General features: G+C 37.1%; 21 protein-coding genes. 13 read left to right on the top strand and 8 right to left on the bottom strand.

From position 1 onward, the window contains the following. Positions 1–17 precede the first annotated feature (17 nt). The 3 genes from EGI05_RS01425 to EGI05_RS01435 all read right to left on the bottom strand — a co-directional run bounded on the left by EGI05_RS01425 (position 18) and on the right by EGI05_RS01435 (position 3,316). Positions 18–1,196 carry an acyl-CoA dehydrogenase family protein gene (locus EGI05_RS01425; protein ID WP_123261293.1) on the bottom strand — a complete coding sequence of 393 codons (1,179 nt, stop codon included), beginning with the start codon at positions 1,194–1,196 and terminating at the stop codon, positions 18–20. A 117-nt stretch (positions 1,197–1,313) separates the two neighbouring features. Further along, positions 1,314–2,105 (bottom strand): NUDIX hydrolase, encoded by a 792-nt coding sequence (locus tag EGI05_RS01430; RefSeq protein WP_123261294.1) that lies wholly within the window; start codon positions 2,103–2,105, stop codon positions 1,314–1,316. A gap of 17 nt (positions 2,106–2,122) precedes the next feature. Continuing rightward, on the bottom strand, positions 2,123–3,316 hold the full coding sequence (locus EGI05_RS01435; protein ID WP_228428526.1) for an MFS transporter: 1,194 nt from the start codon (positions 3,314–3,316) through the stop codon (positions 2,123–2,125). A gap of 177 nt (positions 3,317–3,493) precedes the next feature. Here EGI05_RS01435 and EGI05_RS01440 point away from each other — a divergent pair, with 177 nt between their 5' ends. The 7 genes from EGI05_RS01440 to EGI05_RS01470 all read left to right on the top strand — a co-directional run bounded on the left by EGI05_RS01440 (position 3,494) and on the right by EGI05_RS01470 (position 14,949). Beyond that, a complete protein-coding gene (locus EGI05_RS01440; protein WP_123261296.1) occupies positions 3,494–6,409 on the top strand; it encodes a SusC/RagA family TonB-linked outer membrane protein in 2,916 nt (971 codons plus the stop codon). Between the two features lie 12 nt (positions 6,410–6,421). Then, on the top strand, positions 6,422–7,942 hold the full coding sequence (locus EGI05_RS01445; protein ID WP_123261297.1) for a RagB/SusD family nutrient uptake outer membrane protein: 1,521 nt from the start codon (positions 6,422–6,424) through the stop codon (positions 7,940–7,942). Between the two features lie 17 nt (positions 7,943–7,959). Beyond that, positions 7,960–8,814 (top strand): hypothetical protein, encoded by an 855-nt coding sequence (locus tag EGI05_RS01450; RefSeq protein WP_123261298.1) that lies wholly within the window; start codon positions 7,960–7,962, stop codon positions 8,812–8,814. Between the two features lie 20 nt (positions 8,815–8,834). Further along, positions 8,835–10,298 (top strand): glycoside hydrolase family 30 protein, encoded by a 1,464-nt coding sequence (locus tag EGI05_RS01455; RefSeq protein ID WP_123261299.1) that lies wholly within the window; start codon positions 8,835–8,837, stop codon positions 10,296–10,298. An 11-nt stretch (positions 10,299–10,309) separates the two neighbouring features. After that, the gene (locus EGI05_RS01460) at positions 10,310–12,529 is read left to right on the top strand and encodes a glycoside hydrolase family 3 N-terminal domain-containing protein (RefSeq protein ID WP_123261300.1); all 2,220 of its coding nucleotides are present in this window, start codon (positions 10,310–10,312) and stop codon (positions 12,527–12,529) included. Between the two features lie 79 nt (positions 12,530–12,608). Beyond that, positions 12,609–13,418, top strand: coding sequence for a glycoside hydrolase family 16 protein (locus EGI05_RS01465; protein ID WP_123261301.1), 810 nt, complete (start codon positions 12,609–12,611; stop codon positions 13,416–13,418). A gap of 40 nt (positions 13,419–13,458) precedes the next feature. Beyond that, on the top strand, positions 13,459–14,949 hold the full coding sequence (locus EGI05_RS01470; RefSeq protein WP_123261302.1) for a glycoside hydrolase family 30 protein: 1,491 nt from the start codon (positions 13,459–13,461) through the stop codon (positions 14,947–14,949). Between the two features lie 85 nt (positions 14,950–15,034). Here EGI05_RS01470 and EGI05_RS01475 read toward each other — a convergent pair whose 3' ends face one another. Next, entirely contained in the window at positions 15,035–15,847 is an 813-nt protein-coding gene (locus EGI05_RS01475) for an enoyl-ACP reductase FabI (protein WP_123261303.1), read from the bottom strand. Between the two features lie 119 nt (positions 15,848–15,966). Continuing rightward, complete coding sequence (locus EGI05_RS01480; RefSeq protein WP_123261304.1) at positions 15,967–16,266, bottom strand: hypothetical protein; 300 nt, start codon at positions 16,264–16,266, stop codon at positions 15,967–15,969. Positions 16,267–16,399: 133 nt separating this feature from the next. Between EGI05_RS01480 and EGI05_RS01485 the strand changes: the two genes are divergently transcribed. Together EGI05_RS01485 and EGI05_RS01490 are read left to right on the top strand one after the other, a co-directional pair. Then, entirely contained in the window at positions 16,400–16,954 is a 555-nt protein-coding gene (locus EGI05_RS01485; RefSeq protein ID WP_123261305.1) for a DNA-3-methyladenine glycosylase I, read from the top strand. A 118-nt stretch (positions 16,955–17,072) separates the two neighbouring features. Next, positions 17,073–17,915 (top strand): hypothetical protein, encoded by an 843-nt coding sequence (locus EGI05_RS01490; RefSeq protein ID WP_123261306.1) that lies wholly within the window; start codon positions 17,073–17,075, stop codon positions 17,913–17,915. 40 nt (positions 17,916–17,955) lie between these two features. Here the strand turns inward: EGI05_RS01490 and EGI05_RS01495 are convergent, their stop codons facing one another. Then, a complete protein-coding gene (locus EGI05_RS01495) occupies positions 17,956–18,810 on the bottom strand; it encodes a nucleoside phosphorylase (protein ID WP_123261307.1) in 855 nt (284 codons plus the stop codon). Between the two features lie 11 nt (positions 18,811–18,821). Further along, positions 18,822–19,277, bottom strand: a complete 456-nt coding sequence (locus tag EGI05_RS01500) for a hypothetical protein (protein ID WP_123261308.1) — start codon at positions 19,275–19,277, stop codon at positions 18,822–18,824. Positions 19,278–19,444: 167 nt separating this feature from the next. On the opposite strand from EGI05_RS01500, the gene EGI05_RS01505 reads away from it, so the two are divergent. From EGI05_RS01505 to EGI05_RS01515, 3 genes are all read left to right on the top strand, one after another. Further along, positions 19,445–21,280, top strand: a complete 1,836-nt coding sequence (locus EGI05_RS01505; protein WP_123261309.1) for a cytochrome-c peroxidase — start codon at positions 19,445–19,447, stop codon at positions 21,278–21,280. A gap of 188 nt (positions 21,281–21,468) precedes the next feature. Beyond that, the gene (locus tag EGI05_RS01510) at positions 21,469–23,112 is read left to right on the top strand and encodes an alkaline phosphatase PhoX (protein ID WP_228428527.1); all 1,644 of its coding nucleotides are present in this window, start codon (positions 21,469–21,471) and stop codon (positions 23,110–23,112) included. Between the two features lie 62 nt (positions 23,113–23,174). Further along, on the top strand, positions 23,175–24,074 hold the full coding sequence (locus tag EGI05_RS01515) for a leucine-rich repeat domain-containing protein (RefSeq protein ID WP_123261310.1): 900 nt from the start codon (positions 23,175–23,177) through the stop codon (positions 24,072–24,074). Here the strand turns inward: EGI05_RS01515 and EGI05_RS01520 are convergent, their stop codons facing one another. Beyond that, complete coding sequence (locus EGI05_RS01520; RefSeq protein WP_121461750.1) at positions 24,075–24,398, bottom strand: translation initiation factor; 324 nt, start codon at positions 24,396–24,398, stop codon at positions 24,075–24,077. A gap of 220 nt (positions 24,399–24,618) precedes the next feature. On the opposite strand from EGI05_RS01520, the gene gpmI reads away from it, so the two are divergent. Then, a complete protein-coding gene (gene gpmI, locus EGI05_RS01525; RefSeq protein ID WP_123261311.1) occupies positions 24,619–26,160 on the top strand; it encodes a 2,3-bisphosphoglycerate-independent phosphoglycerate mutase in 1,542 nt (513 codons plus the stop codon). Positions 26,161–26,182: the final 22 nt, after the last annotated feature.

The following is a 26,182-nucleotide window of genomic DNA, read 5'->3' on the forward strand; positions in this document are numbered from 1 at the left end:
TAAATATTTTCTGTTGCTTAAAAAGCGTTAATTCCCGTAATATCCAATCCTGTAATCAGTAAGTGAACATCGTGAGTTCCTTCATACGTGATCACTGATTCTAAATTGGCAGCATGTCTCATCATCGGGAATTCACCCATAATTCCCATTCCGCCAAGGATTTGTCTTGATTCTCTTGCAATGTCAATAGCCATTTTCACATTATTTCTTTTAGCCATTGAAATTTGTGCAGGCGTTGCTTTATGATCGTTTTTAAGATGTCCCAACTGTAAGCAAAGTAATTGAGCCTTAGTTATTTCCGTAAGGAACTCAGCTAATTTTTTTTGCTGTAATTGATAAGACCCAATTGGTTTTCCAAATTGCTTTCTTTCCTTAGAATATTGAACAGCAGTACAATAGCAATCAATTGCAGCACCAATAACACCCCAGGAAATACCATATCTCGCTGAATTTAAGCAGGATAGAGGTCCTTTTAATCCGCTTACCTTCGGAAGTAGATTTTCTTTCGGGACTCTTACGTTGTTAAACACCAATTCTCCTGTTTTGGAAGCTCTTAAGCTCCATTTATTGTGCGTTTCAGGAGTTGTGAAACCTTCCATTCCTCTTTCAACGATCAGTCCGTGAACTTTTCCTTCTTCATTTTTTGCCCAAACTACGGCAATATCGCATAAAGGAGAGTTAGTGATCCACATTTTAGCACCATTCAAAAGATAATGATCGCCCATATCTTTAAAGTTGGTTTCCATAGAACCAGGGTCAGAACCATGATTAGGCTCCGTTAATCCAAAGGAACCGATCATTTCACCGGCTGCTAACTTTGGTAAATATTTTCTTTTTTGTTCCTCAGAACCGAACTCATTGATAGGGAACATCACTAAAGAACTTTGCACGGAAGCAGCAGAACGAACTGCAGAATCTCCTCTTTCCAATTCCTGCATAATCAAACCATAAGAAATCTGATCTAGGCCAGAACCTCCGTATTCAACCGGAATGTATGGACCAAGAGCTCCAATTTTCCCCAATTCTTTCATCAATCCTGGTAAATCTGTGTGATTTTGTGCAGCCTGATCTATCTGCGGCATTACAAAACTCTCTACCCAATCTCTGATAGATTGGCGGATGAGTTTGTGTTCTTCGGTAAGTAAGGCATCAATTCCATAGTAGTCCGGAATACTTGTGAGAGGGTAGTATGACATTATTTTTTAATTTTTCTAAAAATAAGACTTTTCAGGATTTTAGAAAAATTTTTTTTGAAGTGCCTGATTTTACCTTAATTTTCATCAGCTTTACTTCTAAAATGGGTCAAAAAAAAATTAATTCTCTTCCTCTTCGTTGGAGATAGGATATTGTCCGTTAGAATTATGGACCTTTGTTTTGAATTTGTACAAGTAAGGTGCTTTATTGGCCGAACCATCATAAAGTTTCTCCAACCTGTCAAGAATATTCAGGCTTAATATCTTTCGCTGGAAATTATTCCTCCTGAATTTTTGTCCTAAAATAGTCTCATAGAGGCTCTGAAGATCTTTCATTGTGAATTTTTCAGGTAAAAGATTACTCGCTGCCACTTCCGTATTGATATTCATTCGAAGGTATTCAAGCCCCGTTTCAATAATCCTGTCATGGTCAAAAGCCATACTTGGAAGCTTATTGACCTCAAACCACTCACAGGTTTCATTAAAAGCATCAGGGAAAGTATTGGCTAATGAGAAATCGATAAGGCTGCAATATCCAACGGTAATAAATCTTTGGAATATCCAATGGTCTTTAGGGACTTCAATTCCTTTATTCCGAAGCAAAATCTGATGTACATTGTTTTCTGTACGATCTATTCTTCCGAAAGTATGGAACTGCTTTAGAAAAATATCTTTAAGATGCGTTCTTTCATACAAAACACGTTCGGCTGCTTCCCTAAGGTCTTCATCGTTAAAAACAAAACCACCTGGAAGCGACCACAAATCCAGGTCATGGTATTTCAGAAGCAATACTTTCAGAATATTATTATGGAAACCAAATATGGTACAGTCTACAGATACGTGAGCTACGAAGTCTTTTGTATCAATGAGTTCCTGAAGTGTTTCTTTGCTTTTTGGATCCTGGATTTTCATGGCAGTAAAAATAAAAATTAATTCCGTATTTTTTTCTTGACAAGATTAAAATAAATTAAGCTTATTACCAAAAGTATAATAACAAAAAATAAAATATACAGTGGATAATAGTTTAAGAGTTGATTTCCAAACAGTAATGCCATAATAATTGAGCTTACTGAACTTCCTAGTGAAGAGAAAATAACAATAAGAGAGGTGAACAGATTGATTTTTTCTTTATCTATTTGTGCGATCATCTTAGAATTGATAACCGGATAGAGGGGAGATAAAAACAACCCAATAACAGGAAATAAATACAACAGGATTTTAGAATTATCTGACTCAAAATATTGTATCAGTATGATCAGGCATAAAACAAATACGATCAATCCCAGACAGATGTTATAATATTTAGATAAAGAAAACCTTTGAATAATATTGGCTGTGCCCATCCTTCCCACATAAGAAAACAAAGCAAGGAATGAGGAAGCCTGTAATGCGAAAAATGAATTGACCTTCAAATGATTCTTATAGAATGAAGGTAACCATGAATTAAAACTTTGTTCTATAAATACAATAAAAAATATTACGGCAAGAAAAGCAATTACCGGAGTATTGAAAATATTTGATAGTTCTGAGATAAGGCCTTCATCTTCTGTTTTTTTAACTTCCGAGATAGTAATTCTTGAAAAAAGAAAAATTGCAACAACAGAAAGCAATGAGATAAAGAGAAAGCCAAATTTCCAAAATTCAGAATATTGGCTTGAAATCAACCATCCGAATCCGGTATTCACTACAAAAATCCCGATCATGAATGAGGCTTCGACACTGTTCATGGTTTTGGCCAGTGATTTTTCGTCCCAGATATTATTTCTAATAATTCCGAAAACGCAGATCTTTCCAATGGCGAAACAGGCACCTATAATGGCGAACCACAGTTTATAAAACCAGAATACTTCCACAAAAGGTAAAATACACGAACACACTCCTACAATAGCCAACGCCAGAATCAAAGCTTTTTTGGTTCCTATTTTACTGATGAAGTTGACTGCAAAAAGTGAAATAAGTGCAATCGGAATATCTTTAAATGATTCTAAAAAACCCAGTTTTTCATACGTGATTTTGGCTTCAGAAAGCTGCAAAATAACAATGCCCATACAGTTCAATACCATTGAAAAAATCAAAAAAGTAAGTTTTAACGGAAGGGATATAGTGGAGAGCTTAGTAGCCATTTTGGGGATTGATTTTATTTGATTTTTATGATTTTTTATGATTTATGACGCCGGATATAGGGCTTTCAAGCCCCAAAAATAAACGAAAAATTAAAATATTTATTAATATAATGTTAATTATTTAAAAAAAAATATATTTTTATTGTCTCAATTTGAGAATTAAAAAACTAACAGTATATGAATGTGAAAATATCCAGAAGTTTGGGGATGGTTGCTGTGCTTTATTTTACAGCGAATTTCAATGCCCAGAACACCAGTAATGACACCTTGCCTAAAGAGCAAAAAATAGAAGAGGTGGTAATGATCGGTTATGGTACTCAGAAGAAGAGTAATGTAACCGGAGCAATTGCAAGTATTAAAGCCAGTGATATTGAGAATATCCCGGCCGGTAAACCAGAACAGGTGCTACAAGGTAGAGCAGCCGGAGTTAATGTGATTACCAATTCCGGTCAACCGGGTTCCGCAGCCACTATTCGTGTGAGAGGGATTACCAGTTATTCATCAAGTAATGATCCGCTTTGGGTAGTGGACGGAATTGTGGTAGATGGTATCGGATGGTTGAATCAGTCTGATATTGAAAGCATGGAAGTATTGAAAGATGGTGCTTCTTCTGCTATTTACGGGGTTTCTGCTGCAAGAGGAGTTATCCTTGTTACCACCAAAAAAGGAAGAAAAGGAAGATTGAATATTTCTTATAACGGATTCTACGGGGTAGGAAGTGCTTCAAGAAAACTGGACCTTCTGGATGCCACTCAATATGCTACGGTTATCAATGAAGCGTTTGCAAATGATGGAAAACCTGTACGTTATAGTAACCCTGCAAGCTTTGGAGCAGGAACAGACTGGCAGGATGTTATTTTCAGTAATGCTGAAAGATCAAGCCATGAGGTAAGTATTAGCGGGGGTAACGAAAAGTCCACGTTTTACGGTTCTTTTGGTTATTATGATCAGACCGGGATCGTGATGAGTGATATTTCATATTACAAAAGATTAACTGGACGTTTAAATTCTACTCATAAAGTTACGGATTGGTTAACGGTAGGACAAACATTTGCTTATACACACACCAAATCTCAGGGAATTAACTCTAATGGTGAATTTGGAGGACCTTTAAGTTCAGCAGTGAATTTAGATCCTACAACACCGGCGGTCGTTACGGATGTCAATGCACAGCCTTTCCCTAATGATTATTCCAATCCATATATTTTCAGGGATGAAAATGGAAATCCTTATGGTATTTCACATTATGTAAACCAGGAGATGTCCAATCCATTAGCATTCCGTCAGACACAATTAGGAAATAACGGCTGGTCTGATGATTTTGTAGCTAATGTTTACGGAGAAGTTAAATTTTCAAAACATTTTACTTTTAAATCTTCTATCAACGGTAAAAAAGCGTATTGGGGAAGCAGAAGCTTTACTCCGTTATTCTACCTGAATCCAAACTATACCAATCTTAGTGTCAACAGCTTAAGCAGAACAACACAGGAGAAATTCGAATGGAGTTTGGAAAACACGATTAATTATCAGAACAAATTCGGAAAGCATAATGTAAATGTTTTGTTAGGAAACGGATATTATGAATACAATATCGGATTCGGACAAACAGTTACTCATACCGATCTGCCTGTTAACAATTGGCAGGATGCTTCATTCAACTTTTATGTACCACCTAATAAAAGAAATACAAATGCATGGGATTACGTAAATACTCATAAAGCATCTTATTTCGGAAGGGTGATCTACGATTACGATAACAGATATTTATTTACAGGAACCTTAAGATATGACGGTTCGTCAAAATTCGGGGCCAATAATCACTGGGGAACATTCCCGGCATTCTCTTTAGGATGGAATGTCAGCAACGAAAGCTTCTGGCCACAGAATAATATTGTAAATAGTTTGAAATTAAGAGGAGGATACGGAATCTTAGGAAATGACGGTATTGGAGATTTCAAATTTGCAAGCTTCTATGTTTCCGGAGCCAATTATACATTCATTGATGCACAAGGAAATGAAGTTCTTTTACCGGGATATATTCCAAACACATTGGAAAACCCGGATCTGAAATGGGAAACCACATCACAGCTCAACATTGCAGCGGATTTAAAATTATTCAGAAACTTTACCCTTACCGTAGATTGGTATAAAAAGAAAACATCTGATATCCTTAGAGAAATTTTCCTTCCGGGATACGTAGGAGTTACCAACGCACCTACCGCTAATATCGGAGACATGGAAAACAGAGGGGTGGAAGTGGAATTAGGATATAAAAAGAACTGGACGGATTTCGGATTCTCCATCAATGGGAACTTCTCTTACTTGGAAAATGAAGTAACAAGTCTTGAAAGAGGAAGAGAATATCTTGACGGAGCTGGATTCCAGTCAATGGGACCAGTTCAGAGAATTCAGATCGGGCAGCCATACAATTCGTTCTACGGATTTAAATATTTAGGAGTATTCCAGAATCAGGCGCAGATCAATTCTTACGTAAATGCACAGGGGCAAATGATCCTTCCGGATGCTAAGCCGGGAGATTTCATCTGGTCAGATACCAACGGAGATGGTGTGATCTCTGATCTTGATAAAGTGAATCTTGGAAGCTCTATTCCTAAATATACATTTGGTTTAACGGCTAATGTGAATTATAAAAACTGGGATTTAATGGTATTTGCTCAAGGAGTAGCAGGAAATAAAGTATTCCAGGGGTTAAGAAGATTGGATATGTTGGATGCCAATTATCAGACAAGAATCTTAAACCGTTGGACAGGAGAAGGATCTACCAATGAATATCCTCGTCTGACCAGAGATGATGCCAATAAAAATTACTCCAGAATGTCAGATTATTATTTACAAAAAGGAGATTATTTAAGATTAAAATTGATACAGATAGGATATACCCTTCCACAAAATGCAACAGAAACTTTTGGGGTAAGCAAAGTACGTTTTTATGTAACAGCTGAAAACCTGGTAACATTTACAAAATACACTGGTTATGACCCTGAAATTGCAGCCGGAGACAGCTTCGGTATAGACAGAGCTTTCTATCCACAAGCAAGAACATTTATTTTCGGAGCGAATATCACTTTCTAATACTCTAATACAATGAAGAATACATTATATAAAATCAGCATAGCAGCATCACTTTTAGTGGGTGTTGCATTCACCAATACAGCTTGTACCAATGACCATATTGAAGATGTGGAATATTTAGGAGCATTTTCTACCGAGAATTTTTTCAGAAACGAACAGGAATGTTTCTACGCTCTTGTAGGAGCTTATGACGTTATGAGAAAAAATGCAGGAGGATTCGAAAATATGGTGACTTTCTTTAATGCGGGATCAGATGATTTCTACGCAGGAGGAGGAAGTTCTACGGATGGGGCCGGAATTCAGGGACTTTCCAATTATACCATAAATCCTACCACGATTCCTGCAAGTTATTGGAGAGATTATTATCAGGGAGTTTCCAGAACCAATGTTCTGATTCAGAAGGTTCCTTTGGCGGATATGAGTAATGCTACTAAAAACAGATTTATTGCGGAAGCAAAAACTTTAAGAGCATTATATTATTTTGACTTGGTAAAAATGTTCGGAAATATTCCTCTTATTTTACAGCCATTTACGGCTTCAGATGACCTGTACAATGTTCCGCAGGCGAGTAAAGCGGCGGTGTATAGCCAAATAGAGGCTGATTTGTTAAGTGCAATCCCTGATTTACCTGTAGTGGTTCCCGCTGATCAAAAAGGACGTTTAAGTCAGGGAGCAGCAAGAGCACTTCTTGGGAAAATCTATTTATACGATAATAAAAAAGCTGAAGCTGCAGCACAATTGGCAGAAGTAAACGGAACTCCGGGTGGAACCAGCCAATATGGATACAAGCTTGTCGCCAACTTTGCGAGTTTATGGGTAACTAATAATAAATTCACAACAGAATCTATTATCGAGGTTAACCACACCAATCTCGGAAATTCAGACTGGAGCTTCTGGGGGCAGGGAAATGATGAAGGTAATTCTATCTGTATCATGACCTCACTTCGTTCTTATACCCGCAATGACGCTACTGCTCCGGATTTGGTTTCAGGATGGGCATTCAATCCGGTTACTGAAAACTTATTCAACTTTATGCAGGGTGATCCTCGTCTGGACGCTTCTATTTTTAATGCTAAAGCTTTAAAACAGTCCGGAAAAATTGATTATTCAGCCGCTTATATGGATTCAGGATATTTCTTGAATAAATATTTACCAACAAAAGATGAAGTAACTACTTTACCGGGAGCAGCGGAATTAAATTACCGTCAAAATTACATCCTGATCAGATTAGCGGATACTTATTTATTGGAAGCAGAAGCACTTAACGGAACAGGAGCAAGAGCACAGGCTTTATTGGATGCTGTAAGAGCAAGAGTAGGTTTGGCATCCGTTCCGGTTTCTTTGCAGGCCATTAAAGATGAAAGAAGAAGAGAGTTGATAGGAGAAGGTCACCGTTGGTTCGACTTGGTAAGATGGGGCGATGCACCTACTGTTTTAGCATCAAGAGGTTTCAAACCAAATAAAAATGAAGTGTTGCCAATTCCTCTTACTGAAATGACGGGAACGGCTCTTCATCAAAATCCTGGGTATTAATCTTAATTTTAAAAACAATGATAACAAGATATATTCATAAAAGTCTTTTATTAAGCGCAGCGGTTTTATTCATGGCAAGCTGTTCTCCCGATACGGTAGATGGTGACGGAAACGGAATTACTCAAAGTTCTGTAGATGCTTCTTTTACAGCAACCAAAACTGCTGAGAACAGATATACCTTAAAAAGAAATTTCAATAACTATATTACCTCAAAATGGAATATTGATGATGATGGATTCAATATCGGTAAAGAAGAAGAGAAGCTTTTCCTTCCGGATGCCGGTACGTATGTGATCCAGCATCAGGCTATCGGGATTGGCGGAGTTGTTGCAGGAACGTCAAGTCAGACGATTGTTGTTCCCACATCAGATCCTGTTTCCGGGAATATGATTCAGGGAGGAAGATTCGATACTCCAGACGAGATTGCTAAATGGACCAAACATATCATCAGTCCATCCGGTGCCGAATGGGTTTTTTCCAACGGAAAAGCAACCATTGTTGCCAACGGTGGCAGTCAGCAGGCTATTTACCAGGCAGTGAATGTTGAAGCAGGTAAAAAATATTCCATTGATATGGTGGCTTCTTCAGATACGGCTTTGGTAGATACATGGTTTGAAGTATATGTGTTGAATAGTATTCCGGCAACGGGACAGGATGTGAGTGGTACCGTTTACAGAAATATCAATACTTGGGCAGGTTGTGGAAAATCTGCTTTTAAAGGAAAAATATCATCCGTAGGTTGTGATGCGGCCAAAAATGGCGGAGTATTTACAGCTACAATAACAGGAACTGTATATCTTGTCATTAAATGTGGCGGAAGTACAGTCAACAGTTTAAGCATTGATAAGGTTGAATTCCGAAGAATGCAATAAGTAAAACCTAACAACTTCCTATGAGATCTAAAAATTCATATAGTTTCTTTATTAGAGGTGCTGCACTTTGCGGTGTAGCACTTCTTTCTTTTTTAAGCTGCAGCAGTACGACAGCAGATTCTTCCAATAACGAAAACCCGGGAAATGGAGGAGGAAATGTTACAGGTGACCCTGTTCAGGTATGGTTAACGAAAGGCGATCAATCCGTAAAGCTTCAGCAGCAAAGTGATATTCACTTTACTACGGGTTCGGGTTCAGGTTCCAGCATAGAAGTTGATCCTGCACAAGTTTTCCAGACTGTTGATGGCTTTGGATATACCCTTACCGGAGGGAGTGTAGAGGTCATCAATCAGCTTTCTGTTTCCAAAAAACAAGAATTGCTGAATGATCTGTTCGGCAGCTCAGGAATTGGAGTCAGTTATTTGAGGATAAGCATCGGAGCATCAGACTTAAACAGTCAGGTTTTTTCGTATGATGATCTGCCGGCTGGACAAACGGATCCTACTTTGGCTCAGTTTAGCTTAACAAAAGATCAGGCGTTGATCCAGATGCTGAAAGATATTCTGATGATCAATCCTACTATTAAAATCCTGGCGACACCTTGGTCTGCACCTGTTTGGATGAAAGACAATGGAAATAGTATTGGTGGAAGCCTTAAACCGGAGTATTATGGAGTGTATGCACAATATTTTGTGAAATATATCCAGCAAATGAAGAATCAGGGGATCACGATTGATGCAATTACCCCTCAGAATGAGCCACTTCATCCAGGAAATAATCCGAGTATGTATATGACGGCTACGGATCAGGCTACTTTCGTGAAAAGTCATCTGGGACCTGCTTTCCAGGCGGCTAATATCAGTACAAAAATCATTGTTTACGACCATAATTGTGACAATACTACCTATCCTCTAAGCATTCTGAATGATGCAGCTGCGAATCCTTTTGTGGATGGTTCGGCCTTCCATTTATATGCAGGAGATATTTCAGCCTTAGGAAATGTACATAATCTTTTTCCTAATAAAAATGTATACTTTACGGAGCAGTGGACCAGTTCTACCGGAGAATTCTCAGGAGATCTGGATTGGCATATAAAAAATATAATCATAGGTTCTATGAGAAATTGGAGCAAAACTGCTCTTGAGTGGAATGTGGCTAATGATGCATCTTTTGGTCCGCATACGCCGGGTGGATGTACTCAATGTAAAGGTGCCATTACCGTAACGGGAGGTACGAGCTATGATAAAAACGTAGCATACTATATCATCGCTCAGGCTTCGAAATTTGTTCCGGCAGGCTCTAAAAGAATTGCTTCTACACAGACAGGGAACCTGTCTTCGGTGGCGTTTATAACTCCTTCGAATAAAAAAGTTCTTATTGTACAAAATTCGGGAAGCACATCTCAAACATTTAATATTAAATTTAACGGAAATACTGCGTCAGCCACCATTACAGCAAAATCGGCTGCAACATACATTTTTTAAATGAAAATATAATGAAAAAGCTTTTCTTCATCATTCTGTCATTATCTTCGGTAAGTGCATTTTCTCAGAAGACAATCGATCAACGCGTGTCTGAATTATTATCTAAAATGACCTTAGAAGAAAAAGTTGGGCAATTGGTCCAGTACAGTGGGTTTGAATATGCAACGGGACCTCAGAACTCCAATTCTGCGACAGTTTTAGAAGAAATAAAAAAAGGAAAAGTAGGTTCTATGCTGAATGTAACTGGTGCGGAAGAAACCATAGCTTTTCAAAAACTAGCTTTGCAGTCAAGGCTTAAAATTCCTTTGTTGTTTGGGCAGGATGTTATCCATGGTTTCAGAACAACGTTTCCGGTTAATCTTGGACAGGCAGCAAGCTGGGATCTGGGGTTAATTGAAAAATCTGAAAGGATTGCAGCTACAGAAGCTTCCGCTTATGGAATTCACTGGACCTTTGCACCGATGGTAGATATTGCAAGAGATCCGAGATGGGGAAGGGTGATGGAAGGTTCGGGAGAGGATACCTACCTGGGAACACGCATTGCATTGGCAAGAATTAAAGGGTTCCAGGGAAAAGGATTGGGAAATCTGGATGCCATCATGGCCTGTGCAAAACATTTTGCTGCGTATGGAGCTGCTGTTGGTGGAAGAGATTATAATTCGGTAGATATGAGCTTAAGACAATTGAACGAAACTTATCTTCCTCCGTTCAAGGCCGCTGCAGAAGTAGGTGTTGCTACTTTTATGAACTCTTTCAATGACATCAATGGAATCCCTGCAACAGCCAATCAGTATATTTTGAGAGACCTGTTAAAAGGAAAATGGAATTATAAAGGCTTTGTGGTTTCGGATTGGGGAAGTATTGGTGAGATGGTTCCTCATGGTTATGCCAAAGACAATAAGGAAGCAGCTGAAAGAGCCATTTTAGCAGGTAGCGATATGGATATGGAAAGCCGTGCTTACATGGCTGAACTGCCAAAGTTAGTGAAGGAAGGAAAAGTGGCTGTAAAGTTCATTGATGATGCTGCAAGAAGGATTTTAACCAAAAAATTTGAAATGGGTCTGTTTGATGATCCTTTCAGATTCAGTAATGATAAAAGACAAAAAGAACAGACCAATAACCTGGAAAACAGAAAATTCGGAAGAGAATTCGGTTCTAAAAGTATTGTTTTGTTGAAAAATAAAGGGAATATTCTTCCCCTTTCAAAATCGGTAAAAACGGTTGCGTTGATCGGTCCTTTCGGAAAAGAAACTACGGCTAATCATGGTTTCTGGTCTATCGCTTTTAAAGATGATAATCAAAGAATTATTACCCAATTTGACGGAATCAAAAATCAATTGGATAAAAATTCAACCTTATTATATGCCAAAGGCTGTAATGTAGATGATCAGGACAGATCGATGTTTGCAGAAGCAGTGGAAACCGCAAAAAAAGCAGACGTTGTCATCATGACGTTAGGAGAAGGTCATGCGATGAGTGGAGAGGCAAAAAGCAGAAGTAACCTTCATTTTACCGGAGTTCAGGAAGATTTATTGAAAGAAATTGCTAAAACCGGAAAACCGATTGTATTAATGATCAACGCAGGAAGACCTCTTGTGTTTGATTGGGCTGCAGACAATATTCCAGCCATTATATACACTTGGTGGTTGGGAACCGAAGCGGGAAATTCTATTGCGGATGTACTTTTCGGAACAATCAATCCTGGAGGGAAATTACCAATGAGCTTTCCAAGAACAGAAGGACAAATTCCGGTATATTATAACCATTACAATACAGGAAGGCCTGCCAAAAACAATACAGACAGAAATTACGTCTCTGCTTATATTGATCTGGATAATGATCCAAAGTTTCCATTCGGGTATGGATTAAGCTATACTCAGTTCAAATATTCGGATATGAAGCTGAGCTCTACGGATCTCAAAGGAAATCAGACTTTGACGATTACTGTAAATGTTTCCAATACCGGAAATTATGATGGGGAAGAAGTGGTGCAGCTATATATCAGAGATCTGTTTGGGAAAGTGGTAAGACCAGTAAAAGAATTGAAAGGGTTTCAAAAAGTATTCATTAAAAAAGGAGAAACCCAAACAATAACTTTTAAGCTGAGTCCGGAAGATCTGAAATTTTATGACGATGCTCTAAACTTTGATTGGGAGAGTGGAGAATTCGATATTATGGTAGGAACTAGCTCTCAGGAGGTTCAGACGAAAAGAATCAATTGGATAAAATAGAAGGTCGCAGGATACGAGGTGAGAGTTAGGATTGTTTACCTAAGCCTCAATCTTAGTCTTCAAAATAAAGCAATAATTTATGAAAATCAAAACTCAGCATATTTTCCACATAATCTTTAGCGCAGCTTGTATTTTGTCTGTGACGAATTGTGCTTCCAATAAGCCAGATCCCAACAGAAAACTCATTTGGAATGATGAATTCAATACTAAAGGATTGCCTGATTCCTCCAAATGGAATTACGATGTAGGCGGACACGGTTTCGGAAATGAAGAATCTCAGTTCTATACAAAAGACCGTCTGGAAAATGCAAGAGTTGAAAACGGTAATCTCGTGATTGAAGCCAGAAAAGAAAACTGGGAACAGAGTAAGTATACTTCTGCAAGACTTTTGACAAGGGGAAAATTTTCATTCCAATACGGAACGGTTGAAGTAAGGGCAAAATTACCGAAAGGCCGTGGAACCTGGCCTGCAATCTGGATGATGAGTGAAAACATGAAGAAATGGCCCGATGATGGAGAATTGGATATTATGGAACATGTAGGATACAATCAGGGGTATATTCATGCTTCAGTTCATACGAAGAAGTACAATCATATTCAGGGAACCCAGAAAACTGATACTATTTTGGTAAAAGATGCCAGTGAAAAGTTTCATGTATATAAGGCAGACTGGACTCCTGAAAAAATTGATGTGTATGTGGATGATAAGAAATATTTCACCTATATCAATAAAGAAAAAAATAATGAGGCATGGCCATTCGACAGACCTTATTATATCATTTTAAACCTCGCAGTCGGGGGATTCTGGGGTGGAAAAGAAGGAATTGATGACAGTATCTTTCCTCAAAAATATTACATAGATTACGTAAGAGTATATCAAAACAAATAAATGAAGTGAGAGCATTTGCTCAAAAATAGAAAGAGAAAATATGAAATTAAAAGTTTACAGACCCCTTAACAATAATGATGGTATCGTTGGCAAAAAACTGATTGCCGGATGTTTTGTTGTGGGAGTCGTTTTCAATGTAAATGCACAAAACTATTGGAAAAAGAACTCAGGAAAGACAATAGCTAAAGTGGTTCTTACCAACTCCAAAACCAATGAAAAAATGGCTGATAAAGGAATGGTGAAATTTGAGAAATTCAGCCAGCCAAAAGAGACGGATGCCTGTATTTTTGTAGATCCGGATTTTAAATACCAAAAACTCATTGGAATAGGAGGAGCAATCACGGATGCATCAGCGGAAACTTTTTACAAATTACCAAAGGCTAAACAAAAAGAAATCATTGAAGCCTATTACGGGAAAAACGGTTTAGGATATACTGTTGTCCGCACGAATATGAACTCCTGTGATTTTTCCAGTGATTCTTATACATATGTACAGGACAATGATACTTCATTGAAATCCTTCAATGTAGGTCATGATGAGAAGTATAAAATTCCTATGATCAAAGAAGCCCAGAAGGCAATAGGAAACCAATTCACCTTTTACTTTTCTCCGTGGAGTCCTCCTGCATGGATGAAATCCAATAAAAATATGCTGAAAGGAGGCAGGCTTGAAAATGCCTATTATCAGACATGGGCAGATTATTATATCAAATTCATCAAAGAATACGAAAAAAGAGGAATTAATGTTTGGGGGTTAACCGTACAGAACGAACCAATGGCAACACAAACCTGGGAATCTTGTATCTATACAGCTGAAGAAGAAGGAGATTTCCTTAAAAATAATTTAGGACCCACTCTTTGGAAAAACGGATATAAAGATAAGAAAGTAATGATCTGGGATCATAACAGAGACCTTATTTATCAGAGAGCAACGACTACTTTAGGCGACCCCGAAACTTCAAAATATGCTTCCGGAATTGCCTATCACTGGTATGAAACATGGAATAATAAAACCCAGTTATTTGATAATCTTTCCGAAACGCAAAGAGCTTTTCCGGATAAATTCTTAGCCTTTACGGAAGGTTGTAAAGAACAATTTATGATGTCGAGAATCTACGATGTAAGCCTGGGAGAACTTTATGGAAGAAATATGATCAATGATTTTAATAAGGGAACCGCTTTATGGACGGACTGGAATGTGCTTCTGGATGAAACCGGAGGTCCCAATCATGTCGGAAACTTTTGTTTTGCCCCGATCATTGCCGATACCAAAACCGGAGAAGTTCATTATACCTATGAATACTATTATGTAGGGCATGTTTCAAAATATATCAAGCCGAATGCTCAAAGAATAGGAACATCATCCAACAGAGCCGCTTTAATTGCCACTTCATTTATGAATGAAAATGGACAGTTGGTAACAGTGATTATGAACGAATCTGATCAGGATATGGATACCAATCTTTGGATCGAAGGAATGTCCGCTAAACTTTCAGCCCCGGCTCACTCTATACAGACTGTAATTTTGTAAGCTTCATATTAACACTATTATTATTAAAATCGGCGGCCTCGAAGAGGCCGCCGATTTGCTTTATCGTTTAGAAATAATTCTTCAATTATTCCTTTATATCATATTTGTCAATAACTTTCTGGGTAACTCCCGTATTGCTGAAACCACCATCGTGGAATAAGTTCTGCATTGTTACTTTTCTGGTAAGATCAGAGAACATACTTACACAGTAGTTCGCACAATCAAGAGCAGTCGCATTTCCTAGCGGAGACATATCTTCAGCATATCCTAAGAAACCTCCGAAGCCTTTTACACCACTACCAGCAGTGGTTGGAGTAGGAGATTGGGAAATAGTATTCACACGTACTTTTCTTTCACCCCAATAGTTTCCGAAAGATCTTGTAATGCTTTCCAGATATGCTTTATTATCTGCCATATCGTTATAATCAGGGAATGTTCTTTGTGCAGCAATATAGGTAAGCGCGATTATGCTTCCCCATTCGTTGACACAGTCTTTCTCCCAAGCCACACGCATTACTTTATGGAAAGAAACAGCAGATACGTCCCATCCTTTCTCCAACCAATCATAGTTCATATCAGTATAATGCTTTCCTTTTCTTACATTCACAGACATTCCTATAGAGTGAAGGATAAAATCGATTTTACCGTATTTTGCGATAGCCGCATCAAAAAGTTTTTCAAGATCTTCAATAGAAGTGGCATCAGCACCTATTACTTCAGAACCAGTTTTCTCTGCCAAAGCATTAAGTTCTCCCATTCTCATAGCAATAGGAGCGTTGGATAATATAAATTCAGCTCCTTCTTCATGGCATCTCTCAGCAACTTTCCATGCAATAGATTGTTCATTAAGGGCCCCAAAAATAATTCCCTTTTTGCCTTTAAGTAAACCGTATGACATAATTTTTTAATGTTTATTGAATACAAATGTAGCAATAATTTGTGTTTAAAGCATAATAAAAACGGAGCCTTAATAAAAAGACTCCGTTTTTCTTGAAAATATTTATATGACTGAATTTTTTAATTCGTTTTCTTATTCCATTCTGCTTTTACATCTTCTGCAGCATCTTTGGTTTTTTCCCAGGCTTCATTCGCTTTATCTTTGATATCTTCCCAGGTTTCCGAAACATTCGATTTTACTCTGTCCAGCCAGTCTTCTTGGTTGGCTTCTTCATCATTCGCTCTTTTTTCATTGATATAATCCTTGGCTTTCTCTGCCAGCTCATTAATTTTCCATTTCGCTTTGTCTGCAGCATTCTGTAAAGAATTTTCTGTGTTGCTTATTGCATTTTCCGCTTTGTTGTAATCTGCATTGTCCATAATATTAATATTTTAGTGTTCATAGTATGAAACAATAACCATTCCTAAAAACAAGAGTTATTGTTAAACTTTTCATAATCTTTTGTTATACTTTTCTAAATCAGAATTATATTTGTTTACTAAATAGTCAGCTATGGAAAAAATACGTTGCGGATGGTGTGAAAAAGACGATTTATACAGAAAATACCATGATGAAGAATGGGGCAAGCCTGTATATGATGATGACACTATCTTTGAATTTTTAATACTTGAAAGTTTTCAGGCCGGACTCAGCTGGTACACCATCCTTTCTAAAAGAGAAAACTTCAGAAAAGCTTTTGATCATTTTAATTATAAAAAGATTGCCAAATATTCTGATCAAAAGGTGGAAGAATTGATGCAGGATTCAGGTATTATAAGAAACAGGCTGAAAATACTGGCAACCATTACCAATGCTCAACAATTTCAGGAAATACAGAAAGAATTCGGAAGCTTTTCCGAGTATATATGGAGATTTGTTGATGGAAAACCCATTGATAATAAGCCTAAAACATTAAAGGATGTTCCTGCAACTACGGAAATTTCGGATGCAATAGCAAAAGATCTTAAGAAAAGAGGGTTTAAGTTCATGGGATCAACCGTTGTATATGCCCATATGCAGGCAACAGGAATGGTGAATGATCATGTGGAAAATTGCATAACCAGATAATCACCAAAAGATATAAAGCCTCCCCATCTATCTCTCTTTCATTTAAAAACATATACATTATATGAAAGAAATTTAATAAGTTCGCAACAATATAACTAAATAAAAACTATAACTATTAATGAAGAGAACTTTACTAATTTTAAGCTTATTTTGTTTAAATTTTTCTTACGGACAATCTAAAAAATCACTTGAGAAAAGACCTTTTATTCCCGTTGAACTTACTAAGACTGATGGAACAACGGAAAAAATCTTGCTAAGAGATATTTATTTTCCAAAGGCGGAAGCTTTTATGGGAATGGTATCACAAAACAAAAGCGAATCGGTTTTTAAAAATGAACAAAAGTTTGAATATAAGATTTCTGAAGAATCAGAGGTACAAAAAATCAATTACAGTGATATTAAAAAGCTGAAAGTCATTGATAAATTTGATGACGAAATAGTAGGGTATGAAAAACTGAACATTAAAAAGGTAAGCAAAGATAATATAGTAAGCGATAAGAATTATGATGTCCTATTACCTATCTTATATGAGGGGAAAATAAATATTTACGGGTATGAATATTCGGTTTGTACCAATAATACGGGATGTATGTATGTTGGAACAATTATGTACATTAAGAATAATAAATCTGACTACGCTATAATGCCCGTTGATATAGATGAGGCTTCTTTTTTTAATTTAGGCAGTCTTGATGAAAAGTTTATTAATGCCTTTAAATATGCTGGTGGAGATTGTCCTGATTTTATTAAATACCTGGATGGCCTCTATATCAAAATGCAGAGTAAAGATTTTAGAAAGCAATTGAGGCAGGATTCAAAAGATGTCCATAATGAAGCGATAGAAGAAGCAAAAAGCCTGGAAAAAAAAGACAGGTTCAACTATATTGCGGCCAAAAGATCTCGATTTGAAGTTCAGCGCTTTATAAAAATTATTAATGAATATGAAAAGAACTGTCCATAATACAAAAAAAGGATCTCTACCAGAGATCCTTTTGGGTATATTATTTAATAATTCTGTCTAGCACCCATTCAATAAGGTTCTTTTCCGAAGCATGGTGATCCGCAGAAAATTCTCCACGTCTTCTGTTCGCAATTACATTATTTACCGTAATCGCTTTATGACCTAATAATTTCGAAAGAGCATAAATGGCAGAAGTTTCCATTTCAAAATTCGTCACACCAAGATCGTTCAGGGTTTCCAGGAACTTGTCATCTACGGCTTTCAAACGAAGCTGTCTTCCTTGTGGCGCATAGAATCCCGGGAAAGTGGCTGTATTTCCATGATATTTAGCGTCTTTATACAGATCAGCAATATCTTCTGCCCAGTCTGCAAAATAAAGCATAGGTTTAATTCTTTCGTACGGGAATCTTTCCAAGAAGCTTTTGGAGAACTCATTTTCAAAGTTATAATCCTGGTAGAAGTGCATTAAGCCATCTAACCCAACTACATTCTGCGTAACAAGCATATTATCCACCTGTACATCAGGATTCACACTTCCGCAGGTTCCCATACGGAAAAGCTGAAGAGATGTGTGCTCTGTCTTGAACTCTTTATTTTTAAGATCGATATTTACCAGAGCATCAAGCTCGTTCATCACAATGTCTATATTCTCTGTTCCGATACCTGTAGACATTACGGAAATTCTCTCTCCGCGCAATGTTCCTGTATGCGTATAAAATTCCCTTTTATTTTTCTGTATTTCTACCTTATCAAAGTATTTTGATACTTTCGGCACCCTGTCGGGATCTCCTACAAGGATGATTTTATCGGCAATATCTTCCGGTAAAAGGTTTAGATGGTAAACGCTTCCGTCTTCATTCAGAACAAGTTCTGAGGCTGCAAGTTTATTTAGCATTCGATAAATTTTTAGTTAATAAAAATAGCTTCTTTATATGGTGTTGACATCAGTTCCAATATAGAACCGTATTCTTCTACAATTCTTTTTTGTCCCTGATATACTTCGTACACTGTAATTGTGGTTTTCTCAAAGTTTTTTGGATCTTTTCTCTGGGAAGTAATTTCATAAAAATGATTTCCCTTCTTTAATACAGAAACCAATTCTTCCTTAGTGGAATTATTGGCTTCCATCATGCCAGGGAAATCCATTACAATATCTTTTAACTCATTATACTTCTTATAAGGTTGGGTTACCCCATTAGAATAGACGTATACTTTGGGGACAGGCTGATCTTTTACCAGGCGTACAAGGTAATAATCGTTACCTTTTTTCTCTGCATAAACAGCCATTTCCTGCTCTTTCTGGGAAAACAATACCAAAGAAAAGAAACTGGCAATGAAGGCAAATAATAATTTCGTTTTCATACGATATTTTAGTTTTTTTGGTTGGAGATTCAGTTCCCTAAAATTTTAGGGGAGGGTAAAATTAGTAAAAAATCCATTATGAAGGATATAAACATTATTTAATCAAAATTTAAAATTGAGGTAATCTGGATGCAGTAATGAGATCATAGTTTTGCGCATAAAAATTCATGAGATTTTATCCACTGTTTCTTATTGCTGTATTGATGGGTTTTGCCATCATGTCATTCAATCCGGTTTATAAAGGTATTGAAAATGAAAATACCATTATCAATAAAGGATTAAGCGATTTTAAAAACAAGCTTGAGCAATTAAAATCCGATGTGTACTTGTTTGCGGATGATCAAATTTCTCTTGAAGATCTACAGAAATCCTTAAGCAATACCAGAAACTCTTATAAAGAGATTGAATTTTATATTGCCTATCACTATCCTGAATTTAACAAAACCCACCTAAATGCTGCACCTTTATTTCATATTGAAGCGGCGGGGACAACAGCTTATACCTTACCGCCGGAAGGGTTGCAGGTTTTGGATGAATTGATTTTTTCCGAAGAAGCAGCTCAGCAAAAAGAGAAAATAAAAGATATTACGGGTTTCTTATATAACAATTATGCAAAATTCTATTTAAGTGCTGTAAAAAACGGACTAAGCAAAGGAAATAATAAAACATTGCCATTGCGGTTGGAACTTATCAGAATTTATACGTTGGGGGTAACAGGTTTTGATACTCCCGGTTCCCTGAATATCTCTGAAGAAGCTGCTCATGCATTGCTAGGAATTAAAAAATATATCAATGATGATCTATATTTTAAAAACTTTGATGTTCGGAAGGCAAATACAGTATTGTCGGAAAGCTTAGATTATCTTTCAAAGAATAAAGATTTTGAGACTTTTGACCGTATAGAATTTTACAAAAAATATATTCAGCCTTTATATGAAGAGTTGGGAAAATGGGACGGAAGAGCAGATGATCTGAAAGAATTCTCCGGTTGGAATGTGAACAGTAAAAATTTCTTTAGCAGTGATTTTCTGGATCCTTATTTCTATACTCTATTAAAACCGTCGGAAGATAATGCCCAATTGAGGGATCTTGGGAAAAAGATATTCTATGACCAGAACGTAAGCGGGAATGAGAAAATGAGCTGTGCAAGCTGTCATTTGCCGGAAAATGCATTCACCGATTTAAAAGTGAAATCCCAGAGTAATGTAGAAGGGAAAACAGTATTGAGAAACTCGCCGTCTTTATATAATGCGGTATTTGCCAAAAGGTTTTTCTATGATATGCGTGCCTTTTACCTGGAACAGCAGGCTGAACACGTGATTTATAATGAACAGGAATTCAATACAAGCTACGAAAGCATCATCAAAAAGCTGAAAGCAAAACCTGAATACAAAAAAGCCTTCCGAACTGCCTTTAAAGATGGAAAGATCAATAAACAGAATTTTTCTAAAGCATTAAGCTCTTATGTAGCCTCCTTATATTCTTTTGAAAGTGATTTTGACCATTTTATGAGGAATGAAAAAGAAATTTCGGAAGATGCAAAGAAAGGGTATAATTTATTCATGGGAAAAGCCAATTGTGCCACTTGTCATTTTGCCCCTCATTTCTCCGGTCTGGTTCCGCCTTTTTATAATGAAAATGAATCCGAAGTGTTGGGAGTTACTCGAAAGCCAGTCAATCAAAAGCCTTTGGAATTAGATGATGATAAAGGGAGAGTCAACAGTCTTGTTAAAAAAGAGAACTCCTGGATCTATGAGAATTCTTTTAAAACAATGACAGTAAGAAATATTGCGCTTACGAAGCCATATTTTCATAATGGGGCTTTCAATACATTGGAAGAGATTTTAGACTTTTATAATGAAGGAGGCGGAGAAGGATTAGGGTTGAGCATGAAGAACCAGACTTTACCGCCAGATAAATTGAATCTCACTAAAACAGAAATTCAGCAGATCATCGCTTTCCTGAATACATTGACAGACATTAGCAAGACAAAAAGCAGATAAATTACGGGGTATAAGATATGAGTTATAGTTGTGTTTAATCGCCCTCCAAATCTCTCTTAACAATTAATTAACTCCCTTAACATTGAGTTTTAGATTTATTAATATTCATCAATACTTATTTAAAATACTATTAATAGCCGGTTCGTGATTAAAAAATAGTTTTGCATTGTCTAATAAATCGAATTACTATGAAGAAAAAATTACTAGCAGTTGCAGCCCTTGCACTACTAACAGGTTCTGTAGTGAAAGCACAGACTTGTACAGGAACTCATATTAGCTGTTTTACATCTATTGTTCCTACAGCACAAACCAATAAACTTATTCTTCCTATTGAACATAAGTATCAGCTTATTTTAAAAGAAGGAGACAGCTATACACAAGGAGGAGGATTTGTAGGAGGGCAAAATGACTTTACAGGATATGTTCCCATTACCGGAAGCAGTACCAACGGATATCTTTCTGTAAACCACGAAACTAATCCGGGTGGGGTAACCATGGCGGAAATCAATTATAATAATACAACTAAACTTTGGCAATTAACAAAATCCAGAGCAGTAAGTTTTTCAGATCCGAGTTTGGTACAAACAATCAGAAACTGTTCGGGAGGGGTAACTCCTTGGGGAACCATTGTTACTGCTGAAGAGCAGACTACTTCTAACGATGTAAATGGTGATGGATACAAAGATTACGGATGGTTAGTGGAAATTAATCCTGCAACAGCCCAGGTAAGTTCTCTGAATACGAATGGTACGAAAGGGAAATTATGGCAGATGGGGATCATGAACCACGAAAATGTAGTGATCAATAATGCCGGAACTACAGCATATTATGGAGAAGATGGTGGAACTCACATGGTTTACAAATATGTGATGGATACACCTAATAATCTTTCTTCAGGAAACCTTTACGTTCTGAAGCTAGATCAGGGATTAAGTGGTGGAAATCCTGTAGCAACGACTGCAACATGGGTTCAGGTTCCAAACAAAACGAAAGCAGATCAGAACAATACAACTGCTTTGGCACAATCATTAGGAGGAACGTCTTTCAATGGAATCGAGGATGTGGAAATCAGTCCGCTGGATGGCAAAATATACTTTACGGCAAAAGGTTTAAATAAAGTATACAGACTTAAGGATGACGGAGCTACCGCTTCTCAGGTGGAAACTTTTGTTGGAGGCCTTACTACGAACTATTCTTTCAATACCGCACAGGGAATGAAGACAGAAGCTTGGGGTGATGGTAACGATAATCTTACTTTTGACGAATTAGGAAATCTATGGGTCCTTCAGGATGGAGGCAAAAACTACATTTGGGTAGTTGCTCCGGACCATACACAAGCTAACCCTAAAGTAAGACTTTTCGCATCAATGCCTGCCGGATCTGAGCCAACCGGTCTTACTTTTACGCCGGACCACAAATTCGGGTTCTTCTCTATCCAGCATCCGGATGCTACGATTTCCACAGATATTGACGCCACAGGAAATACGGTTGATTACAGAGGGAAATCAGCTACAATCGTAGTTGCACTTAAAGAAAACTTGGGTACAACAGGAGCTTTGGGAACTATTGATCAGAATGCTGAAACGAACGTTACAGTATCTCCGAATCCAACATCAGGAATGGTAAAGATCAATGCTCCTAAAACTTTGAAGAATATTTCAGTAACGGCTTATAGTATGGATGGTAAAATTGTTTATAACAACAAATTTTCAGGTGCTCATACTTCATTAGATCTTGATTTTGCTTCCCAACTTGAAGCTTCCCATATTTTGGTGGTAAACATTGAAGCAGACGGGGGATTCCAGAAAATGGTGAAAGTACTTAAAAAATAATCTATTAATAATTTCTTGAGCTGTCGGTAATGATTCTATTTGCCGGCAGCTTTTCTCTATCTATGAAAAAACTGTTTGTCCTTGTTTCCTTTTTTTCGATCTCTCAAATTATGGCTCAGATCGATCCTGTGAAATATCCAACTTATACTCATATTCAAGATGCTTTGAAAAGTAAAGAAACTGTCTATAGTATAAGCTTTCGAGAAAAAGCATTATTCAATATTCCTCCGGATATCAAAAAATTGAATTCATTGTTTTTCCTGAATTTGATGGGCAATAAACTGGAAAAAATGGATCAGGAGATTTTCGCGTTGAAAGAACTTGAAATATTAAACTTGAATCAAAACAGCATTAAATATATCCCCAATGAAATAGGAGAGTTGAAAAAACTGAAAACCTTTTCGATAAGTTTAAATAGTCTAACGTCCATTAATCCTAATGTTGCACAGCTTCAAAATCTTGAAGTGATTCAGTTGGATGCTAACAACCTGAATGTGTTCCCTGAAGCTTTACTTGAAATTCCTGCTTTAGTGGAAATCAATTTGCAAGGTAATCAGATCAGCTTCATTGATGAAGATTTGCGAAAAATTACCAACCTGAAATTTTTAAACCTGTCTGCTAACCAGATCAACGATCTGGGGAATATCAATCTTCCTGAAAAATTAAAATACCTTGAATTACAGCAAAATGCTATCGTAAGTCTGCCTGATCAGATATTCCGGGCAAAAAATCTTGAATTTTTGAACGTCAGCCAGAATAATATCAGACAAATTTCCCCCAAAATAAAAGGATTAAAGAATATAGTCAGTTTGAACTTGGCCAGCAATAAAATAATAGATCTTCCTATAGAATTGAAAGAATTGAAAAATCTGAAAACACTTATTCTTACAGGAAATCCGATAGAAAAAGAGAAAATAGAGAAGCTGAGATCTTTACTTCCGGATACGCAAATCTATTTCTGATTATCCACCGACTCTCTTTGTTTTGTATCCCATATCCTTAAGGATTTCCATGATTTTATCACGGTTATCTCCCTGGATAATAATCACGCCATCTTTCTCAGAACCACCGATTCCCAGAGTAGTTTTGATCTTTTTAGAAATATTTTTAAGTCCTTCCTCACTGCCTTCCCAACCTTCAATTAAGGTCACGGGTTTTCCATTTCTTCCTTTCTTTTCAAACTTGCATACTAAAGGTTCTTTCTGTTTGAATTCTTCCTGAGGCATTTCAAAATCCTGCTCTTCATGATCAGGAAAAAGGTTTTTAAGTTGATCTCGTAAATCCATATAGCAAAATTAAAAATAATATTTAATTACTCTCGCAGTTCTGAGCATATGATTCTGCAAATAATAAAAAAATCTATGTCTACTTCTGTAATCTGTCGGAAAAATATTGAGATAATAGATCTGTATCATCCGCTTAAACAATGTCTAAGTGAAATTATAAGTCTTCAAATTCTTTTATTCATGGTAAAATAGATAAATTTGTATGGTTAAATCATACAAAATGTCAAAAAAAGCAATACTAGCAATCCTTGACGGATGGGGATTGGGAATGAATCCGGACGTTTCAGCCATAGATAAAGCAGATACACCATTTATAGACAGCTGTTATAAGAATTTTCCGCATACAACTCTGGAAGCAAGCGGTTTGGCAGTAGGTCTTCCTGCTGGTCAAATGGGGAATTCCGAAGTAGGACATATGAATTTGGGAGCTGGAAGAGTAGTATACCAAAACCTGGTTAAGCTCAATATGGCTGTGGAAAATGGTACTTTGGGGCAGGAGAAAGTAATTCAGGAGGCTTTTGAATATGCTAAAAGAGAAAATAAAAAATTACACTTCATTGGACTGGTTTCCAATGGAGGAGTACATTCACATATCAACCATTTAAAAGGATTATTAACAGCTGCCAAAGAATTTGGATTGAATGAAAACGTTTTTGTTCATGCCTTTACAGACGGTAGAGACTGTGATCCGCATTCAGGACTTGGTTTCATTGAAGAACTTCAGAAACATATGGAAGCAACCACCGGAAAATTGGCCACAATTGTAGGAAGATACTACGCAATGGACAGAGATAAAAGATGGGAACGTGTGAAGTTGGCGTATGATGCCTTAACAGAAGGAGTAGGTCTGCAAACTACAGATCCCCTGGCTGCTATTAAAGCTTCTTATGATGCTAACGTTACAGATGAATTCCTAAAGCCGATTATTGTAGTGAACAGTACGGCTACCGGAAATGTAGTGCCTGTTGCTAAAATTGTAGATAATGATGTGGTGATCTGTTTCAATTTCCGTACAGACAGAGGCCGTGAAATCACGGAAGTACTTTGTCAAAAGGATTTCCCGGAATATTTCATGCGCAAGTTGAATCTGTATTATATTACGTTGACCAACTATGATAAAACCTTCCAGAATGTTCAGGTGGTTTTTGATGAAGAAGTATTGCAAAATACCATAGGGGAAGTACTGGAAAGAAATGGCAAAACCCAGATCAGAATTGCCGAAACAGAAAAATACCCGCACGTTACCTTCTTCTTTTCAGGAGGCAGGGAGAAAGAATTCGTGGGAGAAAGAAGATTGCTTTGTCCAAGCCCGAAAGACGTTCCTACCTATGATCTGAAACCGGAAATGTCCGCTTACGATATTACCAATGCCATTCTTCCGGAACTGGAACAGGAAACTGCCGATTTTGTGTGCTTGAATTTTGCGAATACGGATATGGTAGGGCATACCGGAGTTTTTGAGGCAGCGGTAAAAGCCGCAGAAACAGTGGATAAATGTATCGGAAAAGTAGCTACAATGGCTTATGAACATGGATATGCCGTATTCATTCTTGCTGATCACGGAAATTCTGATGTTATGATCAATCCGGATGGAACACCCAATACACAGCATTCCACCAATCTGGTTCCGCTTATCGTAATGGATAAAGACCATACCTGGAAACTGAAGCCTGGAAAACTGGGCGATATTGCTCCATCCATTTTGAAAGTAATGGGAGTGGAAATACCGGAAGTAATGACGGGAGATATTTTAGTTAGCTAAAATCAATACTATTGTTAAAAAA

Origin of the sequence: Chryseobacterium daecheongense (assembly GCF_003729955.1) — a bacterium.
Taxonomy (GTDB): domain Bacteria; phylum Bacteroidota; class Bacteroidia; order Flavobacteriales; family Weeksellaceae; genus Chryseobacterium; species Chryseobacterium daecheongense.

Excerpts from the sequence above, each read along its gene's own strand:
- EGI05_RS01425 (WP_123261293.1), bottom strand. The coding sequence starts at position 1,196 with ATGTCATACTACCCTCTCACAAGTATTCCGGACTACTATGGAATTGAT.
- EGI05_RS01430 (WP_123261294.1), bottom strand. The coding sequence starts at position 2,105 with ATGAAAATCCAGGATCCAAAAAGCAAAGAAACACTTCAGGAACTCATT.
- EGI05_RS01435 (WP_228428526.1), bottom strand. The coding sequence starts at position 3,316 with ATGGCTACTAAGCTCTCCACTATATCCCTTCCGTTAAAACTTACTTTT.
- EGI05_RS01440 (WP_123261296.1), top strand. The coding sequence starts at position 3,494 with ATGAATGTGAAAATATCCAGAAGTTTGGGGATGGTTGCTGTGCTTTAT.
- EGI05_RS01445 (WP_123261297.1), top strand. The coding sequence starts at position 6,422 with ATGAAGAATACATTATATAAAATCAGCATAGCAGCATCACTTTTAGTG.
- EGI05_RS01450 (WP_123261298.1), top strand. The coding sequence starts at position 7,960 with ATGATAACAAGATATATTCATAAAAGTCTTTTATTAAGCGCAGCGGTT.
- EGI05_RS01455 (WP_123261299.1), top strand. The coding sequence starts at position 8,835 with ATGAGATCTAAAAATTCATATAGTTTCTTTATTAGAGGTGCTGCACTT.
- EGI05_RS01460 (WP_123261300.1), top strand. The coding sequence starts at position 10,310 with ATGAAAAAGCTTTTCTTCATCATTCTGTCATTATCTTCGGTAAGTGCA.
- EGI05_RS01465 (WP_123261301.1), top strand. The coding sequence starts at position 12,609 with ATGAAAATCAAAACTCAGCATATTTTCCACATAATCTTTAGCGCAGCT.
- EGI05_RS01470 (WP_123261302.1), top strand. The coding sequence starts at position 13,459 with ATGAAATTAAAAGTTTACAGACCCCTTAACAATAATGATGGTATCGTT.
- EGI05_RS01475 (WP_123261303.1), bottom strand. The coding sequence starts at position 15,847 with ATGTCATACGGTTTACTTAAAGGCAAAAAGGGAATTATTTTTGGGGCC.
- EGI05_RS01480 (WP_123261304.1), bottom strand. The coding sequence starts at position 16,266 with ATGGACAATGCAGATTACAACAAAGCGGAAAATGCAATAAGCAACACA.
- EGI05_RS01485 (WP_123261305.1), top strand. The coding sequence starts at position 16,400 with ATGGAAAAAATACGTTGCGGATGGTGTGAAAAAGACGATTTATACAGA.
- EGI05_RS01490 (WP_123261306.1), top strand. The coding sequence starts at position 17,073 with ATGAAGAGAACTTTACTAATTTTAAGCTTATTTTGTTTAAATTTTTCT.
- EGI05_RS01495 (WP_123261307.1), bottom strand. The coding sequence starts at position 18,810 with ATGCTAAATAAACTTGCAGCCTCAGAACTTGTTCTGAATGAAGACGGA.
- EGI05_RS01500 (WP_123261308.1), bottom strand. The coding sequence starts at position 19,277 with ATGAAAACGAAATTATTATTTGCCTTCATTGCCAGTTTCTTTTCTTTG.
- EGI05_RS01505 (WP_123261309.1), top strand. The coding sequence starts at position 19,445 with ATGAGATTTTATCCACTGTTTCTTATTGCTGTATTGATGGGTTTTGCC.
- EGI05_RS01510 (WP_228428527.1), top strand. The coding sequence starts at position 21,469 with ATGAAGAAAAAATTACTAGCAGTTGCAGCCCTTGCACTACTAACAGGT.
- EGI05_RS01515 (WP_123261310.1), top strand. The coding sequence starts at position 23,175 with ATGAAAAAACTGTTTGTCCTTGTTTCCTTTTTTTCGATCTCTCAAATT.
- EGI05_RS01520 (WP_121461750.1), bottom strand. The coding sequence starts at position 24,398 with ATGGATTTACGAGATCAACTTAAAAACCTTTTTCCTGATCATGAAGAG.
- gpmI (WP_123261311.1), top strand. The coding sequence starts at position 24,619 with ATGTCAAAAAAAGCAATACTAGCAATCCTTGACGGATGGGGATTGGGA.